Here is a 14,696-nt window from a genome sequence, read left to right as displayed (position 1 = left end):
GCCGCGCGCACGCGCTTTTGTTGCGTTCACCCGGAGCGATGCGGCGCGCTCGGCGGCAGCGGCGCACGACTCCGGTGCGCGAGGGGGATCACCAGGACACTCGCAGCCATCGACCCCCCATCCGGGGCTAGATTCGTCTGATCCCATTCCGCCCCGCCACCGCGGGACGAGGATGGGTCGACATCGCGGTTGCATCCCGAGTGCAGCCATCCGATCGGATGCCCGCTCCGAAGACCTGGCGGAGCGGCACGATCGACGAGCCATCCTGAGAGAGAGGATCGGAGCGCGTGACGGGACCCGAACCCGGAAGCGACCGCAGAACAGTCAGCATCGATCAGCAGTCCGAGACCCTCCGCCTCCTGCCCTGGCCGCAGGCGGACCCCGCCGCACTCCGCAGCGTCTTCGCGGAGTCGGGAGCGGGACTCGAGACAGAGAGCGACCTCCGCCTCCGGCACGACCGCTACCTGCGCGGTTGGGCGGAGGGGACGGAGTTCTTCTACGCGATCGAGCTCGACGGGCACTGCGTCGGCTCCATCGGCTATTGGTACGGCCGCAGTCGTGGCCTGCTGGCCTACGAGACGAGCTGGACGCTCGCTCCCGAGGCGAGACGGCGCGGTATCGCCGTCCGCTCACTGCGGCTGCTGCTCGCCGAGGCGGCGGCGTTCCCCGTGCCCCGCTTCGTGCACGCCTACGTCGACACGGATGACGCGGAGGACAACGCGCTGTGCGTCGAGGCCGGCTTCGATCGCATCGACCTCGTCGAGCTGGGCGAGCCGCCGAGCCTCCACCACGACTGGGCGTTCGACCTGGCGGCGGTGGCGTAGCAGCGCTCCGCCGACACGGGGCGACGTCCCGCGCCACCAGGCGGAGCAACGCCTCCCCGGCCTACCATCCGTGTATGGGTCAGGGGATTCCCGGACCTTCTCGCACCGGAACCTTCCAGTGCGAGCGGATCGGACGGCGGGGGATCGCGTCATGGGCACCACCCGGCCGTCCCGCGTGAGCGTCCTGCGCGTCTGACGGCCACCCGTGCACGAGTACCGTCCCCCGCCGGAGCGGGGCCCCGGGCAGGCGGCCTGCGCCGCGATCGGTCTCGCACTGGCCGTCCTCCTCGGCGCAGGCACCGGCCTGAGTCCGGTGGCGCCGGTGCCCGAGCCGTTCCCGACGGCCGTCGTGAAGTACGCGGTCCGCTCCTCCGAGAAACGGTGAGCCGGGCCTCAGAGACCGTGCTCGACGAGCCACGGCCGGAGCACCCGCAGGAACTCCTCCGGCAGCTCGACGCTCGGGAGGTGCGCCGCGGCCTGGAAGACCGCGCCGTCCGCCCCGGGGATCGCGGTGGCGAGGTACTCGTAGACGGGGAACGACTCCGAGAGGTCGTGCGCGCCGACCACGACGAGGGTCGGCACCGCGATGTCGACGACCCGCTCGTACGCCGGCGGCTCGAGGGCGATCGATCTCGGCTTCTCGTGCTCGTGGCCCCGGCTCCCGGTCGCGAGCTCGCGCACCGTCTCGACGAAGGCGGGGTCGAGCGACTCCGCGGCGCGGTCGGGCCCGAAGGCCCAGAGCTCCGCCTCCATCCGGGCCACGCGCTCGTGATCGCCCGTCTTCACGACCTGGTCGATCTCGTCGAACCGCCGGTCCTCCTCCTCCGTCAGATCGGGGTACGGGAATCCGTCGACGCCCGGCGCGATCGTGACGAGGCCCGCGACGCGGTCGGGGTGGGCGAGGGTCAGGTCGAGCACGAGCGAGCCGCCGCGCGAGCAGCCGATCACGGTCGCGCGCTCGACGCCGAGGTGATCAAGCACCGCGAGAGCGTCGGCGCGCTCGTCGAACTCGACGCTCTCGGTGGTCGTCCCGCCGAAGCCGCGGCTGTCGTAGCGGATCACCTGGTGGTCCTCGGCGAGAGCGGAGACCAGCGGATCCCACATCCGCAGATCGGCGATGCCCGCGTGCGCGAGCAGAAGGGCGGGAGCGGAGGCGTGGCCGTCCGCCTCCCAGTGCAGGCTCGCGCCCGGGACCTCGAGATGCGGCATGGGGCCACGGTAGGCGCGCGCCCGGCCGGGTGCAACGGCTCCTAGGCTGGGTCACCGACGCATCGGACATCGGAGGACATCACGGAGGGAGTGCTCACCGGTTTCGCGATCATCGGAGTGGTCATCGCGGTCGGCTACCTGATCGCCCGATTCGGCCTCGTGCCGCCGGAGGGACGCGCGGTGCTCTCGCGCATCGCCTTCTTCGTCACCACCCCGGCCCTGCTCTTCACGGTGCTCGCGAAGGCCGACGTGTCGGTGCTGTTCTCCTCCTTCCTCCTGGTGTCGCTGATCACGGTCGCGATCGTCGCCGTGCTCTACGTGCTCGCCTCGCGCCTCTTCTTCCGCCGGCCGGTGCCCGAGACGGTCGTCGGCACCGCCGCCTCGGCCTACGTCAACGCCAACAACATCGGGCTCCCGGTCGCGATCTACGTGCTCGGCGATCCGCAGTGGGTCGCGCCGACCCTGCTCCTGCAGCTGCTCGTGCTCGCGCCCACCGTCCTCACGGTGCTCGACATCTCGACCAGCGGCAGGACCTCGGTGGGCTCGATCCTGACGCAGCCGCTCCGGAACCCGATGATCATCGCCTCGGGGCTGGGGCTGCTGGTCGCCGTGACCGGCGTGCAGCTGCCGGCGCCGGTGCTCGAGCCGTTCTCGATCATCGGCAACGCCTCCATCCCCCTGGTGCTGATGGCGTTCGGGATGTCGCTCCGCGGGCAGCGCCCGCTCGAGGCGGGACCGGCCAGGATCGAGGTCGTCGTGGCGTCCACGCTCAAGGCGCTGGTCATGCCGGCCGTCGCCTGGCTGCTCGGCCGCTTCGTCTTCGATCTCGACGCCGAGCACCTCTTCGCCGTCACCGTGACGGCCGCGCTGCCGACCGCGCAGAACATCTTCAACTTCGCCTCGCGGTACGACCGGGGCGTCGCCGTCGCGCGCGACACGGCCCTGGTCACGACGGTCGCGGCCGTGCCGGTGCTGATCGCCGTGTCGCTCCTCCTGGGGTGAGCGCCCGGGCACCCGCACCGCGCCCCCGGACCGCCCGTCGCTTAGGCTCTCTCGAATGAGCACCACGACGACCTCCTCTCGCCGCGCCTCCGGACAGCCCCGACGCCGACGCCGGGGCCTCTGGATCACGCTGTCGATCCTGCTGGTCCTCCTGATCGGCGCGATCGTCGCGGTGTTCCTCGCGATCCAGACCTACGACAAGGCGATGACGGTGCGCGCCAAGCTCACCTCGGCCATCCCGCTCGTCTCGCAGGTCGCCGACCAGCTGACCGGGTTCGACACCGCGGGAGCCGAGTCGACGGCCGGCCAGATCGCGACCCTCACCGGCGAGGCGCGCGACGAGACGGACGACCCGGTGTGGCGGGTGATGGAGATCGTCCCCTTCCTCGGCCCCAACCTCTCGGCCGTGCGGGCCGCGACCGAGATCGCCGACGACGTCTCGGGCAAGATCGTCACTCCGCTCGCGGGGACCTCGCTCGACATCCTCAAGCCGGTCGACGGCAGGGTCGACGTCGCGGCGATCACCGATCTCTCCGCGAAGATCACCACCGCCAAGGGAGTCGTCGACGAGGCGCAGGCCCGTGTCGACGGCATCGACCGCGGCGCGCTGGTGCCGCAGGTCGCCGACGCGATCGACTCGTTCGCTCCGCAGCTCGAGACCGCGACTAAGGCGATGGACCAGGTCGAGCCGCTCACGGCGATCCTGCCCGACGCCCTGGGTGCGAGCGGGCCGCGCAGCTACCTCGTGCTCTTCCAGAACCTGGCCGAGTCGCAGGCCCTCGGAGGCGGCGCCTCCTCGGTCATGCAGCTGAACGTCGACGGCGGGGCGATCACGATCGGCGAGCAGCTGTCGAGCCGGGACTTCAGGGGCCTCGAGTCGGTCACGGTCGACCAGAGCGCTCTCGACACCTTCGGCGCCAACCTGGCGTCGACCTTCAACGTCTCGACCAGCCGGCCCGACTTCCCGACGGCCTCCTCGATCGCCACGCAGTTCTGGGCGCAGAAGTTCCCCGACCAGAAGATCGACGGAGTGATGGCGATCGACCCGGTCGCCCTGTCCTACCTCCTCGCCTCCACCGGGCCCGTCACGGTGACCGACGGCACCGAGCTCACGAGCGAGAACGCGGTGTCGATCCTGCTCAACAAGGTCTACTTCCGCTACCCGGACGAGACCGTCGGCGAGCAGACCGACCTCTTCTTCTCGGACGCGAGCGCGACCATCCTCGGCAAGATCCTCGGCGGCGACATGGAGCCCACGAAGATGCTGCCGGCGATCGTGAAGGCCGTCGGCGAGAGCCGGATCCTGGCCTACAGCACCGACCCCGACGAGCAGGCGCTGCTCGCCCCGACCCCGATCGCGGGCGTGCTGCCGGCCGACAACTCCGACACGACGACGACCGGAGTGTTCTTCCAGGACGCGTCGATCGGCTCGAAGATGGACTACTACCTCGACACCGCCGTGACGCAGTCCAGCGCGAACCGCTGCGCCGCCTCCGGGGCGACCTTCTCGACGCAGGTCACGCTGACGAACACGATCACCGAGAAGGTGGCGCGCACGCTGCCGTCGTACGTCGCGGCGAACGGCGGGCGCGGGAGCATCCCCCTCGGCGACTTCGTGACGAACGTGTACGTCTACGGTCCTCCCGGCACCACCGTCACCGGTGCCACCTGGGCCGGAGGAGTCGGGACCGTGATCGGGACGACCGACGACCTCGGCCGGCCGGTGTCGAAGGTGACCGTGCAGCTCGCTCCCGGCCAGTCCGACACGCTCACCGTGAACTTCGACGGCGGCACCACCTCCGGGTTCGGCGAGCAGGTGCTGCGCGTCACCCCGATGATCAACAAGACCGACGTGACCCTCGCGGACGACCCGAGCTGCGCCGGCTGACCGGTGCGGCGGGTCCTCTCGACCCGCCGCCGACCGGTGCTCTCAGACCAGCGCCGAGCCGGGGATCGAGCTCGTGACGAGCCAGGAGGCGAGGAACGCCGTGCCGACGCACAGCGCGAACGCGACGATCGGGATCCAGAACACGCGGCGACCGACGAGGTAGCGCACGATCGTCACGCCGACGCCGATCAGCGTCAGGAGCGGCGGGCCGATCAGGGCGATCGAGACGCCCCAGTCGATCCGGTCGAAGTCGCAGGCGATGTTCCGCCCCTCGCACTGCGCCGGGAAGACGGCGAGGATCGCCGCGAGATAGCCGAGCACCACGCAGAGCAGGCCGAGCGCGAGGCAGCCGAGGACCGAGAGCACCAGGTCCCAGCGCCGGCGGCGAGGGCGCCCGGCCGCGAAGGTCTCGCGGACCGAGCGGTACGCCTCGGTGCGGAGCTCGTCGTGCTCGCGCGACACGACCGGCCTGCTCGCGGGGCGCGGGGTCGCGGGGGCGTTCGCCCGCTTCTTCTTCGACGACGCCATGCTCAGAAGATCATCGGTCGGTCGTCGTCGAGGGTCGTCTCGAGGTCGAGATCGACGACCACCGGCACGTGGTCGCTCGGGGCGTCGCCCTTGCGCTCGTCGCGGTGGATCGAGGCGCCCGTGACGAGCTCCCCGAACGCGTGCGAGCCGAGCACGAAGTCGATCCGCAGGCCCTCGTTGCGCGGGAAGCGCAGCTGCTTGTAGTCCCAGTAGGTGTAGCCCTCCGGCACCAGGGGGCGGACCACGTCGCGCAGGCCGGCGTCCACGAAGGCGGCGAAGGCCGCGCGCTCCTCGGGCGAGACATGGGTGGATCCGGGGCCGAGCGTCGGGTCGCCGACGTCGCTGTCGAGCGGAGCGACGTTCCAGTCGCCGACCAGCGCCAGCGGCAGATCGGGCTCGGCCGCGAGCCACTCGCGCGTGCTCGCCTCGAGGGCCGCGAACCACTCGAGCTTGTAGTACCAGTGCGGGTCGCCGACCGCGCGGCCGTTGGGCACGTAGAGGCTCCAGATCCGGACGCCGTCCACCGTCGCGCCGATCGCCCGGGCCTCGAGCGGGAAGGTGCCGTCGGCCGAGGGCTCCTTCGCGAAGCCGGGCATGCCGGGGAAGCCGATCGCGACGTCCTCCATCGGGAGGCGGGAGGCGATGCCGACGCCGTTCCACTGGCTGAGGCCGACCATCTCGACGTGGTAGCCCGCGGCGGCGAAGGCCTCGTGCGGGAACTGCTCGGGCCTGCACTTGAGCTCCTGCATCGCGAGGACGTCGATGTCCTCGCGCACCAGCCAGTCGACGACGCGCCCCGTGCGGGCGCGGATGGAGTTCACGTTCCAGGTGGCGATGCGCATCCTGCGAGTGTAGGAGCCGCCGCCGACACGAACCTCCGCACGCCGTCGACGATCAGCCGGGCGGCGGATTGCACTTCCCGTGTCGGTGGTCGATGGTTGTCTTGCGCCGTCCCCGAACGGCCCGTCCTCCCGCGCCGCTCGACCCGCACCACCGGTCCCCGTCGTCCCGTGCGAGCCGCTCCTCGGCTGCCCCCTCCCTGCTCCGCTCCTGTCCGGAGGACCCATGATCCTGCTCCGTCTCGCGTCCTCGTACGCGAAGCCCTACACCCGCTGGGTGGTCGCGGTCGTCGTGCTGCAGCTCGTCTCGACGCTGGCCGCGCTCTACCTGCCGAGCCTCAACGCCGAGATCATCGACCAGGGCATCGGCCGGGGCGACACCGACTTCATCTGGGCGACCGGCGCGACCATGCTCGGCGTCTGCCTCGTGCAGGTCGTCACCGCGATCGGAGGCGTCTACTTCGGCGCCCGCACCGCCATGGCCGTCGGCCGCGACCTGCGCCGCGACGTCTACCGCCGCGTCGACTCGCTCAGCGGCCTCGAGGTGGGCGGGTTCGGCACGGCCACCCTGATCACCCGCGGCACCAACGACGTCCAGCAGGTGCAGATGCTCGTGCTGATGACCCTCAACTTCATGGTGTCCGCGCCGATCATGTGCGTCGGAGGAATCATCTTCGCCCTGCGCGAGGACGCCGGCCTCTCGTGGCTGGTCTGGGTCTCGGTCCCGCTGCTGTTCGTCGTGGTCGGCGTCCTGGTCTTCCTCCTGCTGCCGCTGTTCCGCCTCATGCAGGACCGCATCGACGGCATCAACAGCGTCCTGCGCGAGCAGATCACCGGCATCCGCGTCGTCCGGGCGTTCGTCCGCGAGCCCTTCGAGTCCGAGCGCTACCGCCGCGCCAACGCGGCCATCACCGAGGTGTCGATCAAGGTCGGCAACATCTTCGTGCTGATGTTCCCGGCGATCATGATGATCCTGCACCTCGCCACCGCGGCCGTGCTCTGGTTCGGCGGCCAGCGGGTCGAGGCCGGTCAGATGCAGATCGGGTCGCTGACGGCCTTCCTGCAGTACCTCCTGCAGATCCTCACGGCGGTGATGATGGGCGTCTTCATGGTGATGATGATCCCGCGCGCGGTGGTCTGCGCCGAGCGCATCAAGGAGGTCCTCGACGCGCGCACCAGCCTGACGACCCCGGCCGGAGGCGTGGCGACGCCGACCACCGGTCGCGTCGAGTTCTCGGGCGTCACCTTCGGCTACCCGGGCGCCGAGCGGCCCGTGCTCTCGGGAGTCGACCTGGTGGCCGAGCCCGGCCGCACGACCGCCATCGTCGGGTCGACGGGAGCCGGCAAGACCACCCTGCTCGGCCTCGTGCCGCGCCTGTTCGACCCGCAGCAGGGCTCGGTCGGCATCGACGGCGTCCCCGTCTCCTCCCTCGACCGCGCCCAGCTCGCGCGGGTGATCGGGCTCGTGCCCCAGCGGCCCTACCTCTTCTCGGGCACCATCGCCTCCAACCTCCGCTTCGGGCGGCCCGAGGCGACCGACGCCGAGCTGTGGGAGGCGCTGCGCATCGCCCAGGGCGAGGACTTCGTCCGGGCCAAGGAGCGCGGGCTCGACGAGCCCGTCTCGCAGGGCGGCACCAACGTCTCGGGCGGGCAGCGGCAGCGGCTCTGCATCGCGCGGGCGCTCGTCGCCCGGCCGAAGGTGTTCCTCTTCGACGACTCGTTCTCGGCGCTCGACGTCGCGACCGACGCGCGGCTGCGCGAGTCCCTCGCCGACGCCACCACCGACGCGACGGTGATCATCGTGGCCCAGCGGGTGTCGACCATCCGGCACGCCGACAGCATCGTCGTCCTCGACGCCGGCCGCATCGTCGGGCGCGGCACGCACGACGAGCTCCTCGAGACGAACGCGACCTACCGAGAGATCGTCGAATCCCAGCTGAGCGTGGAAGGGGTGGCCTGAGATGGCACGCGTACGCGACACCGTCGACGAGAAGCCTGCCGAGCAGGAGTCCCTCGAGCCCGAGTTCGAGCCCGGCGAGGGTGACGGCGGGATGTTCGGCGACGGCCCGCCCGCCCGCAAGGCCCAGCACTTCTGGCCGTCCGCCAAGCGGCTCTTCAGCCTCCTCGGCCCCGAGCGGGCGCGGATGATCGTCGTGGTCGCCCTGGTGTCGGCCTCGGTCGTCCTCACCGTCATCGCCCCGAAGATCCTCGGGCAGGCGATGGACACCATCTTCAACGGCGTCATCGGCGCGCAGCTCCCCGCCGGAGTCCCGCTCGAGCAGATCATCGAGCAGCAGAGGGCGTCGGGCAACGGCACCTTCGCCGACATGCTCTCCAAGACCGACATCGTCCCCGGTCAGGGCATCGACTTCGTCGTGCTCGGGCGCCTGATCATCATCGTGCTGCTGATGTACGTCGTGGCCTCCGTGCTGATGTGGGCGCAGGGGTTCATCCTCAACGGGCTGGTGATGCGCGTCGTCTACGGGCTCCGCCAGGACATCGAGGCCAAGCTCAACCGGCTCCCGCTGCGCTACTTCGACACCCGCCAGCGCGGCGACGTGATGTCGCGCGTCACCAACGACGTCGACAACATCCAGACCGCCCTGCAGCAGGCGTTCTCGCAGCTCGTGCAGTCCGTCCTCACCATCATCGGCATCGCGGCGATGATGTTCATCGTCTCGTGGCAGCTCGCGCTGATCGCGCTGATCTCGATCCCGCTCTCAGGTGTCATCGCCGGCGTCATCGGCGCCCGCTCGCAGAAGCTCTTCGCGGCGCAGTGGAAGAACACCGGAGCGCTCAACGGCCACATCGAGGAGACCTTCTCGGGCCTCGAGATCGTCCGCGCCTTCGGCCGCGACCGCGAGATGCTCGAGGAGTTCGACCGCCGCAACGACAGCCTCTACAGCGCCTCGTTCGGCGCGCAGTTCGTCTCGGGCATGATCATGCCCGCGATGACCTTCGTGTCCTACCTCTCCTACGTGCTGATCGCGGTCGTCGGCGGCCTGCGCGTCGCGTCCGGCCAGCTGACCCTGGGTGACGCGACGGCCTTCATCCAGTACTCCCGCGAGTTCACCCAGCCCGTCACCCAGCTCGCCAGCATGGCCAACATGCTGCAGTCGGGTGTGGCCTCGGCCGAGCGCACCTTCGAGCTGCTCGACGCCGACGAGCAGGACCCCGAGACCGCCACGGAGTCGCTGCCCGAGCGCACCGACGGCCACGTCGAGTTCGAGGACGTCTCGTTCTCGTACGACCCCGAGCAGCCCCTCATCGAGGGCCTCACCTTCTCGGCGCAGCCCGGGCAGACGGTCGCGATCGTCGGCCCGACGGGCGCCGGCAAGACCACGCTGGTCAACCTGGTGATGCGCTTCTACGAGCTCACCGGCGGCCGCATCCTCCTCGACGGAGTGGACATCACGCGGCTCGCCCGCGGCGACCTGCGCTCGCGCGTGGGCATGGTGCTGCAGGACGCCTGGCTCTTCCAGGGAACGATCCGCGAGAACATCCGCTACGGCCGCCTCGACGCCACCGACGACGAGATCGCCGACGCCGCGCGCGCCACGATGGTCGACCGCTTCGTGCAGCAGCTGCCCGAGGGCTACGACACCGTCCTCGACGCCGACGGCGGCAGCGTGTCGGCCGGAGAGCGCCAGCTGATCACGATCGCCCGCGCCTTCCTGGCCAACCCGTCGCTGCTGATCCTCGACGAGGCGACCTCGTCGGTCGACACCCGCACCGAGCTGCTCGTCCAGCACGCGATGAACGCCCTGCGCACCGACCGCACCTCGTTCGTCATCGCGCACCGCCTCTCGACGATCCGCGACGCCGACACGATCCTCGTGATGGAGTCGGGCCGCATCGTCGAGCAGGGTGCGCACGAGGCGCTGCTCGAGCGCCGGGGCGCCTACTACGACCTCTACATGACGCAGTTCCGCGGCGGAGGCGACGAGGCCGGCGCTCCGGCTGCAGCGGCGGGGCTCCCGGGCGGCGCCGAGAAGGCAGCGGCCGCCCTCCCGGGCGGCGGGGGGAACGCACCCTAGAGTGGACGCGTGAACGACGCACGCCAGAAGCTCATCGAGTACATCGGCTCCGACGCCGTCTTCCACGGGGACTTCACCCTGACGAGCGGCAAGAAGGCGAGCTACTACGTCGATCTGCGGCGCGTCAGCCTCGACCACCGGGTCGCTCCGCTGATCGGCCAGGTCATGCTCGACCTCATCGCGCCGATCGAGCGCGTCGACGCCGTCGGCGGCCTCACCATGGGTGCCGACCCGATCGCCTCCGCGATCCTGCACCAGGGAGTCGCGCGCGGCCTCTCGTACGACGCCTTCGTCGTGCGCAAGGAGCCGAAGGACCACGGCCGCGGCCGCCAGGTCGAGGGCCCCGACCTCGCGGGCAAGCGCGTCGTGGTCGTCGAGGACACCTCCACCACCGGCGGCTCGCCGCTCGCCGCCATCGAGGCGCTCCTGAAGGTCGGCGCCGAGATCGCCGGAGTCGCGGTCGTCGTCGACCGCGCGACCGGAGCGCGCGAGATCATCGAGGGCGCCGGCTACCCCTACTTCGCCGCGATCGGGCTGGCCGACCTCGGCCTGAGCTGATGGTCGACGAGCGCGGTCGCGAGGGCGACGAGTCGGGGAGAGCGGACCGCCCGAAGGACTCCGAGCGACCGACGGGCGGGAGCGACTGGCTCCTGCAGCAGCTGAGCGACGGGCGTCTGAAGAGCATCTTCGACGCACCCCGACAGCGGCCGACCCAGCCGATCAGCCCGCCCGCCGACGACTCGGGCGACGAGAGCTCGGTGGCGCCGGGGTCCGATGGCTCGTCGAGCGCGACCTCGGAGGTCTCACGGACCGAGGCGTCCGAGCCGAGCGCCGAGGTGACCGTGGACGGCGAGGGAGCCGCTCCGAGCGATGCCGACGGCCCCGCCGAGGAGGCGCCCGCCGCGACCGCAGCGCGGCCCGTCGCCTCCGCCGTCTGGCCGGCCGAGCCGCTCCGTGTCGATCCTCCGCATGCCGCGCCGCCCGCCGCGGATGCCGACTCCGCCGACGAGGCACCCGCGGCCGCCGCGCCCGTGGTCCCTGCCACCGACGACTCCGCAGCGGCGCCCGTCGCCGGCGCTTCCGCGCCGCGGCCGGAGAGCTCGACCACCGACGGCCGTTCGGAGTGGACCCCGGCGGAGCGGGCGCCGATCGAGCGCGAGCCGGTGGCGCCCGAATCCGTCGCACCTGAGCCCACGGCTCCCGAGCCCGCGGCTCCCGAGCCGGTGGCTGCCGGGCCGGTCACGCGCGAGCCGGTGGCTCCCGGGCCGGTCACGCCTGAGCCCGTGGCCCCCGAGCCGACGACGCCGCCGCAGGCCGAGGAGCGCTCCCCGTCGGCTCCCGACGAGCAGTCGCCCGCGGTGCCGTCTGCGCGCCCCGATGCGCGCCGAGACCAGCAGGCCCCCACCTCCGCACCTCCCGCGCAGCCGCTGCCCGTCGCCGCGCAGCCGCTGCCCGTCGCCGAGCCGCCGCGCGACCTGCCGACCGCACCCCCGCGCCTCCGGGCCGAGGCGCGCCGACGCGACGACCGCCCGCAGGGCGCCACTCCGCCCGCACCGCGCGATCCGGCGGAGTCGGACGCCGTCGCCTCCGACGCCGTCTACCACTGGCCCGACCCTCGCGGCGGCTGGGACGCGCCTCCCGTCTGGGAGGAGGTCGTCGCTCCCCGTGAGGAGCCCGACGACGACGGCGGAGACGAGGAGCTCTGGCGCGAGACCGCCGGCGCCTACGCCTGGAACCTCGAGCCGACCGCCGAGGACGACGAGCAGCGCGCCGACGGGGCCGCCGCCTCGGAGCCCGCCGCCGCCCCGACGTCGTCGGACGCGCCCTTCCGCACGGCGCCCGCCTCCGATCACGTGAACGCGTCCGGCGCGAAGGAGCCGCGGAGCTGGGGACTGCGCTCCGACAGGACGCGCACCCCGAAGGAGCCGATCGCCCCGACGGAGCCGCGCGCCCCCCGTGAGCCTCGCCCCGCGAAGGAGCCTCGCCCCGCGAAGGAGCCGCGCCCCGCGAAGGAGCCGCGCGCCCCGAAGGCGCCGCGTGCCGTGAAGGAGCCCCGTCCTCCGCGCACCGCCCCCGCGGCGAGCATCTCGTCCCTGTCGCCCGAGCGCGCGGCGGGCCGCCGCCGCCTCCTGATCGGCCTGATCGCGGTCGGCGTGATCATCGTCCTCGCCGCGCTGGTCGCCCTGGGCATCGCCGTCGGCTCGGCCGGCGAGCGCTCCGACGGAGCCGCGGCGCCCGCCCCCGCCGCGACCGATCCCGCCTCCGAGGCCCCCGCGGCCGAGCCTTCTGCCGCTCCGACCGCCGAGCTCCCGACCATCGGGCCCCTGCCGGCGGGCACCTGGTCGTGGAACGCCCTGCTCGGCGGCGAGTGCCTGCAGCCCTTCGACTCGGTCTGGGCCGAGGAGTTCACCGTCGTCGACTGCACCGCGGCCCACTCGGCCGAGATGGTCGACACCGGGCAGCTGACCGACGCCGCCTTCCCCGGGCAGGAGGCGCTCGCCGTCTCGGTCGCCTCGATCTGCCAGGCCGAGGGAGTGGTCGACGTGACCGGCGCCGAGGCGTACGGCGACGTCCAGGTGTCGGGCGCCTTCCCCGTCACCCAGGAGCAGTGGGACGCCGGAGAGCGCAGCTACTACTGCTTCGTCGATCGCGCCGGCGGCGGCGAGCTCATCGGAACGCTCGACGGGACCCCCTCCGCCTGACCGCGCAGCCCCTCACCGGGCGGCTCCGTGCCGCACGGCTTGTAGGGTTGCCGTTCGTGGACGAGGACATCGCACCGACCGAGGCCGCCGCGCCCTCCGCCTCCGTCGAGGCGACGACGAACGGCGTCGGCCCCTGGCGCGGCGAGTGGCCGAGCGACGAGCGACTCGACCCCGAGCTGCTCGCGAACGGCGACTCGCGCAACGTCGTCGACCGCTTCCGCTACTGGCGGATGGAGGCGATCGTCGCCGAGCTCGACCGCACCCGGCACCCGTTCCACGTGGCCATCGAGAACTGGCAGCACGACATGAACATCGGCTCGATCGTCCGCAGCGCCAATGCGTTCGGGGCCGAGAGCGTGCACATCGTCGGCCGCCGCCGCTGGAACAAGCGCGGTGCAATGGTGACCGACCGCTACCAGCACGTGCAGCACCACGAGACGGTGGCCGAGCTCGCGCAGTGGGCGGCGGAGGCGGCGGTGCCGCTGATCGCGATCGACAACGTCCCGGGGTGCGTGCCCCTCGAGACCTACGCGCTGCCCGAGCGGTGCCTGCTGCTGTTCGGCCAGGAGGGGCCGGGGCTGTCGCCGGAGGCGCTCGCCGCGTCCGACGCCGTCCTCGAGATCTCGCAGTTCGGCTCGACCCGCTCGATCAACGCGTCGGCCGCGGCCGCCGTCGCGATGCACGCCTGGGTGCTGCAGCACGTCCGCTTCGCGCCCTGACCCCAGGGGGCCCCGACGCCGGGGTTCCCTCACCGGCTTTCAGCAGGTGGGCTCAGACGACCTCGTCCGGCGGGAACTCCGACTCGAGCGGCTCCGCCGAGAGCATCTCGTGCACACCGCTGAGCACCTCGTCGGGGCGGAACGGGTAGCGCTCCATCTCGGCGCGATCGCTGATGCCCGTCAGCACCAGGACCGTGTGCAGGCCGGCCTCGATGCCCGCGATGATGTCGGTGTCCATCCGGTCGCCGATCATGCCGGTGTTCTCGCTGTGCGCACCGATCTTGTTCATCGCGGAGCGGAACATCATCGGGTTCGGCTTGCCGACGACGTACGGATCCTTGCCCGTCGCCTTGGTGATCAGCGCGGCGATCGCCCCGGTCGCGGGCATCACGCCCTCGGCGCTCGGACCGGTCGCATCCGGGTTCGTCACGATGAAGCGAGCGCCGTTGACGATGAGGCGGATCGCCTTCGTGATCGCCTCGAAGCTGTAGTTGCGGGTCTCGCCGACGACGACGTAGTCGGGCGCCGTCTCGGTCATGATGAAGCCGGCCTCGTGCAGGGCCGTCGTGATGCCCGCCTCGCCGATGACGAAGGCGCTGCCGCCCGGGATCTGCGACGCGCAGAAGTCGGCCGTCGCGAGCGCGCTCGTCCAGATCCGCTCCTCCGGGACGTGCAGCCCCGACGCCCGGAGCCGCGCCGCGAGATCACGCGGAGTGAAGATCGAGTTGTTGGTGAGCACCAGGAACGGGACCCCCGACTCCGTCCACTCCTGGATCAGCTCGGGCGCACCGGGGAGCGCCTTGTTCTCGTGCACCAGCACGCCGTCCATGTCGGTGAGCCAGCACTCGACATCCTTGCGATCAGTCGCCATGGGATCGATGCTATCCGCGCCCGCTCACCTCGACCCCTCCCGGCGGCTCCCCGGGACGGCACAGGAGGAGCGGGATA

General features: G+C 71.8%; 12 protein-coding genes. 8 read left to right on the top strand and 4 right to left on the bottom strand.

Annotation, left to right across the window (positions count from 1 at the left end):
- The first annotated feature begins 287 nt into the window (after positions 1-287).
- The gene (locus GRS92_RS09965; RefSeq protein WP_159855791.1) at positions 288-824 is read left to right on the top strand and encodes a GNAT family N-acetyltransferase; all 537 of its coding nucleotides are present in this window, start codon (positions 288-290) and stop codon (positions 822-824) included.
- 393 nt (positions 825-1,217) lie between these two features.
- On the opposite strand, the gene GRS92_RS09960 is transcribed toward GRS92_RS09965, so the two are convergent.
- On the bottom strand, positions 1,218-2,033 hold the full coding sequence (locus GRS92_RS09960; RefSeq protein WP_159855789.1) for an alpha/beta fold hydrolase: 816 nt from the start codon (positions 2,031-2,033) through the stop codon (positions 1,218-1,220).
- Between the two features lie 90 nt (positions 2,034-2,123).
- Between GRS92_RS09960 and GRS92_RS09955 the strand changes: the two genes are divergently transcribed.
- On the top strand, positions 2,124-3,035 hold the full coding sequence (locus tag GRS92_RS09955; RefSeq protein ID WP_235021922.1) for an AEC family transporter: 912 nt from the start codon (positions 2,124-2,126) through the stop codon (positions 3,033-3,035).
- 55 nt (positions 3,036-3,090) lie between these two features.
- Entirely contained in the window at positions 3,091-4,923 is a 1,833-nt protein-coding gene (locus GRS92_RS09950) for a DUF4012 domain-containing protein (protein ID WP_159855787.1), read from the top strand.
- 42 nt (positions 4,924-4,965) lie between these two features.
- Here GRS92_RS09950 and GRS92_RS09945 read toward each other — a convergent pair whose 3' ends face one another.
- Together GRS92_RS09945 and GRS92_RS09940 are read right to left on the bottom strand one after the other, a co-directional pair.
- Positions 4,966-5,451 (bottom strand): hypothetical protein, encoded by a 486-nt coding sequence (locus GRS92_RS09945; protein WP_159855785.1) that lies wholly within the window; start codon positions 5,449-5,451, stop codon positions 4,966-4,968.
- A 2-nt stretch (positions 5,452-5,453) separates the two neighbouring features.
- Complete coding sequence (locus GRS92_RS09940; protein WP_159855783.1) at positions 5,454-6,293, bottom strand: exodeoxyribonuclease III; 840 nt, start codon at positions 6,291-6,293, stop codon at positions 5,454-5,456.
- A gap of 223 nt (positions 6,294-6,516) precedes the next feature.
- Here GRS92_RS09940 and GRS92_RS09935 point away from each other — a divergent pair, with 223 nt between their 5' ends.
- Genes GRS92_RS09935 through GRS92_RS09915 form a run of 5 tightly spaced genes read left to right on the top strand, consistent with a single transcriptional unit; the run spans position 6,517 to position 13,748 of the window.
- Positions 6,517-8,250 carry an ABC transporter ATP-binding protein gene (locus tag GRS92_RS09935; protein WP_159855781.1) on the top strand — a complete coding sequence of 578 codons (1,734 nt, stop codon included), beginning with the start codon at positions 6,517-6,519 and terminating at the stop codon, positions 8,248-8,250.
- Position 8,251: 1 nt separating this feature from the next.
- Positions 8,252-10,327: an ABC transporter ATP-binding protein gene (locus tag GRS92_RS09930; RefSeq protein ID WP_159855779.1), complete on the top strand. Its 2,076-nt coding sequence runs from the start codon at positions 8,252-8,254 to the stop codon at positions 10,325-10,327.
- Between the two features lie 9 nt (positions 10,328-10,336).
- Positions 10,337-10,885: an orotate phosphoribosyltransferase gene (gene pyrE, locus GRS92_RS09925; protein WP_159855777.1), complete on the top strand. Its 549-nt coding sequence runs from the start codon at positions 10,337-10,339 to the stop codon at positions 10,883-10,885.
- Positions 10,885-13,029, top strand: coding sequence for a septum formation family protein (locus GRS92_RS09920; protein WP_159855775.1), 2,145 nt, complete (start codon positions 10,885-10,887; stop codon positions 13,027-13,029). The genes pyrE and GRS92_RS09920 overlap by 1 nt, the downstream gene beginning before the upstream one ends.
- Positions 13,030-13,085: 56 nt before the next feature.
- Positions 13,086-13,748 carry a TrmH family RNA methyltransferase gene (locus GRS92_RS09915; protein WP_235021921.1) on the top strand — a complete coding sequence of 221 codons (663 nt, stop codon included), beginning with the start codon at positions 13,086-13,088 and terminating at the stop codon, positions 13,746-13,748.
- Between the two features lie 52 nt (positions 13,749-13,800).
- Here GRS92_RS09915 and GRS92_RS09910 read toward each other — a convergent pair whose 3' ends face one another.
- Positions 13,801-14,619, bottom strand: coding sequence for an HAD-IIA family hydrolase (locus GRS92_RS09910; protein ID WP_159855773.1), 819 nt, complete (start codon positions 14,617-14,619; stop codon positions 13,801-13,803).
- Positions 14,620-14,696 lie beyond the last annotated feature (77 nt).

The sequence above is a fragment of the Rathayibacter sp. VKM Ac-2754 genome, assembly GCF_009807095.1.
GTDB lineage: Bacteria > Actinomycetota > Actinomycetes > Actinomycetales > Microbacteriaceae > Rathayibacter.
The sequence above is the reverse complement of the archived record's forward strand: the minus strand, read 5'-3'. Positions and strand labels throughout refer to the sequence as shown.

Coding starts and splice junctions, on each gene's coding strand:
- GRS92_RS09960 (WP_159855789.1), bottom strand. CDS start 2,033: ATGCCGCATCTCGAGGTCCCGGGCGCGAGCCTGCACTGGGAGGCGGAC.
- GRS92_RS09950 (WP_159855787.1), top strand. CDS start 3,091: ATGAGCACCACGACGACCTCCTCTCGCCGCGCCTCCGGACAGCCCCGA.
- GRS92_RS09945 (WP_159855785.1), bottom strand. CDS start 5,451: ATGGCGTCGTCGAAGAAGAAGCGGGCGAACGCCCCCGCGACCCCGCGC.
- GRS92_RS09940 (WP_159855783.1), bottom strand. CDS start 6,293: ATGCGCATCGCCACCTGGAACGTGAACTCCATCCGCGCCCGCACGGGG.
- GRS92_RS09935 (WP_159855781.1), top strand. CDS start 6,517: ATGATCCTGCTCCGTCTCGCGTCCTCGTACGCGAAGCCCTACACCCGC.
- GRS92_RS09930 (WP_159855779.1), top strand. CDS start 8,252: ATGGCACGCGTACGCGACACCGTCGACGAGAAGCCTGCCGAGCAGGAG.
- GRS92_RS09920 (WP_159855775.1), top strand. CDS start 10,885: ATGGTCGACGAGCGCGGTCGCGAGGGCGACGAGTCGGGGAGAGCGGAC.
- GRS92_RS09910 (WP_159855773.1), bottom strand. CDS start 14,619: ATGGCGACTGATCGCAAGGATGTCGAGTGCTGGCTCACCGACATGGAC.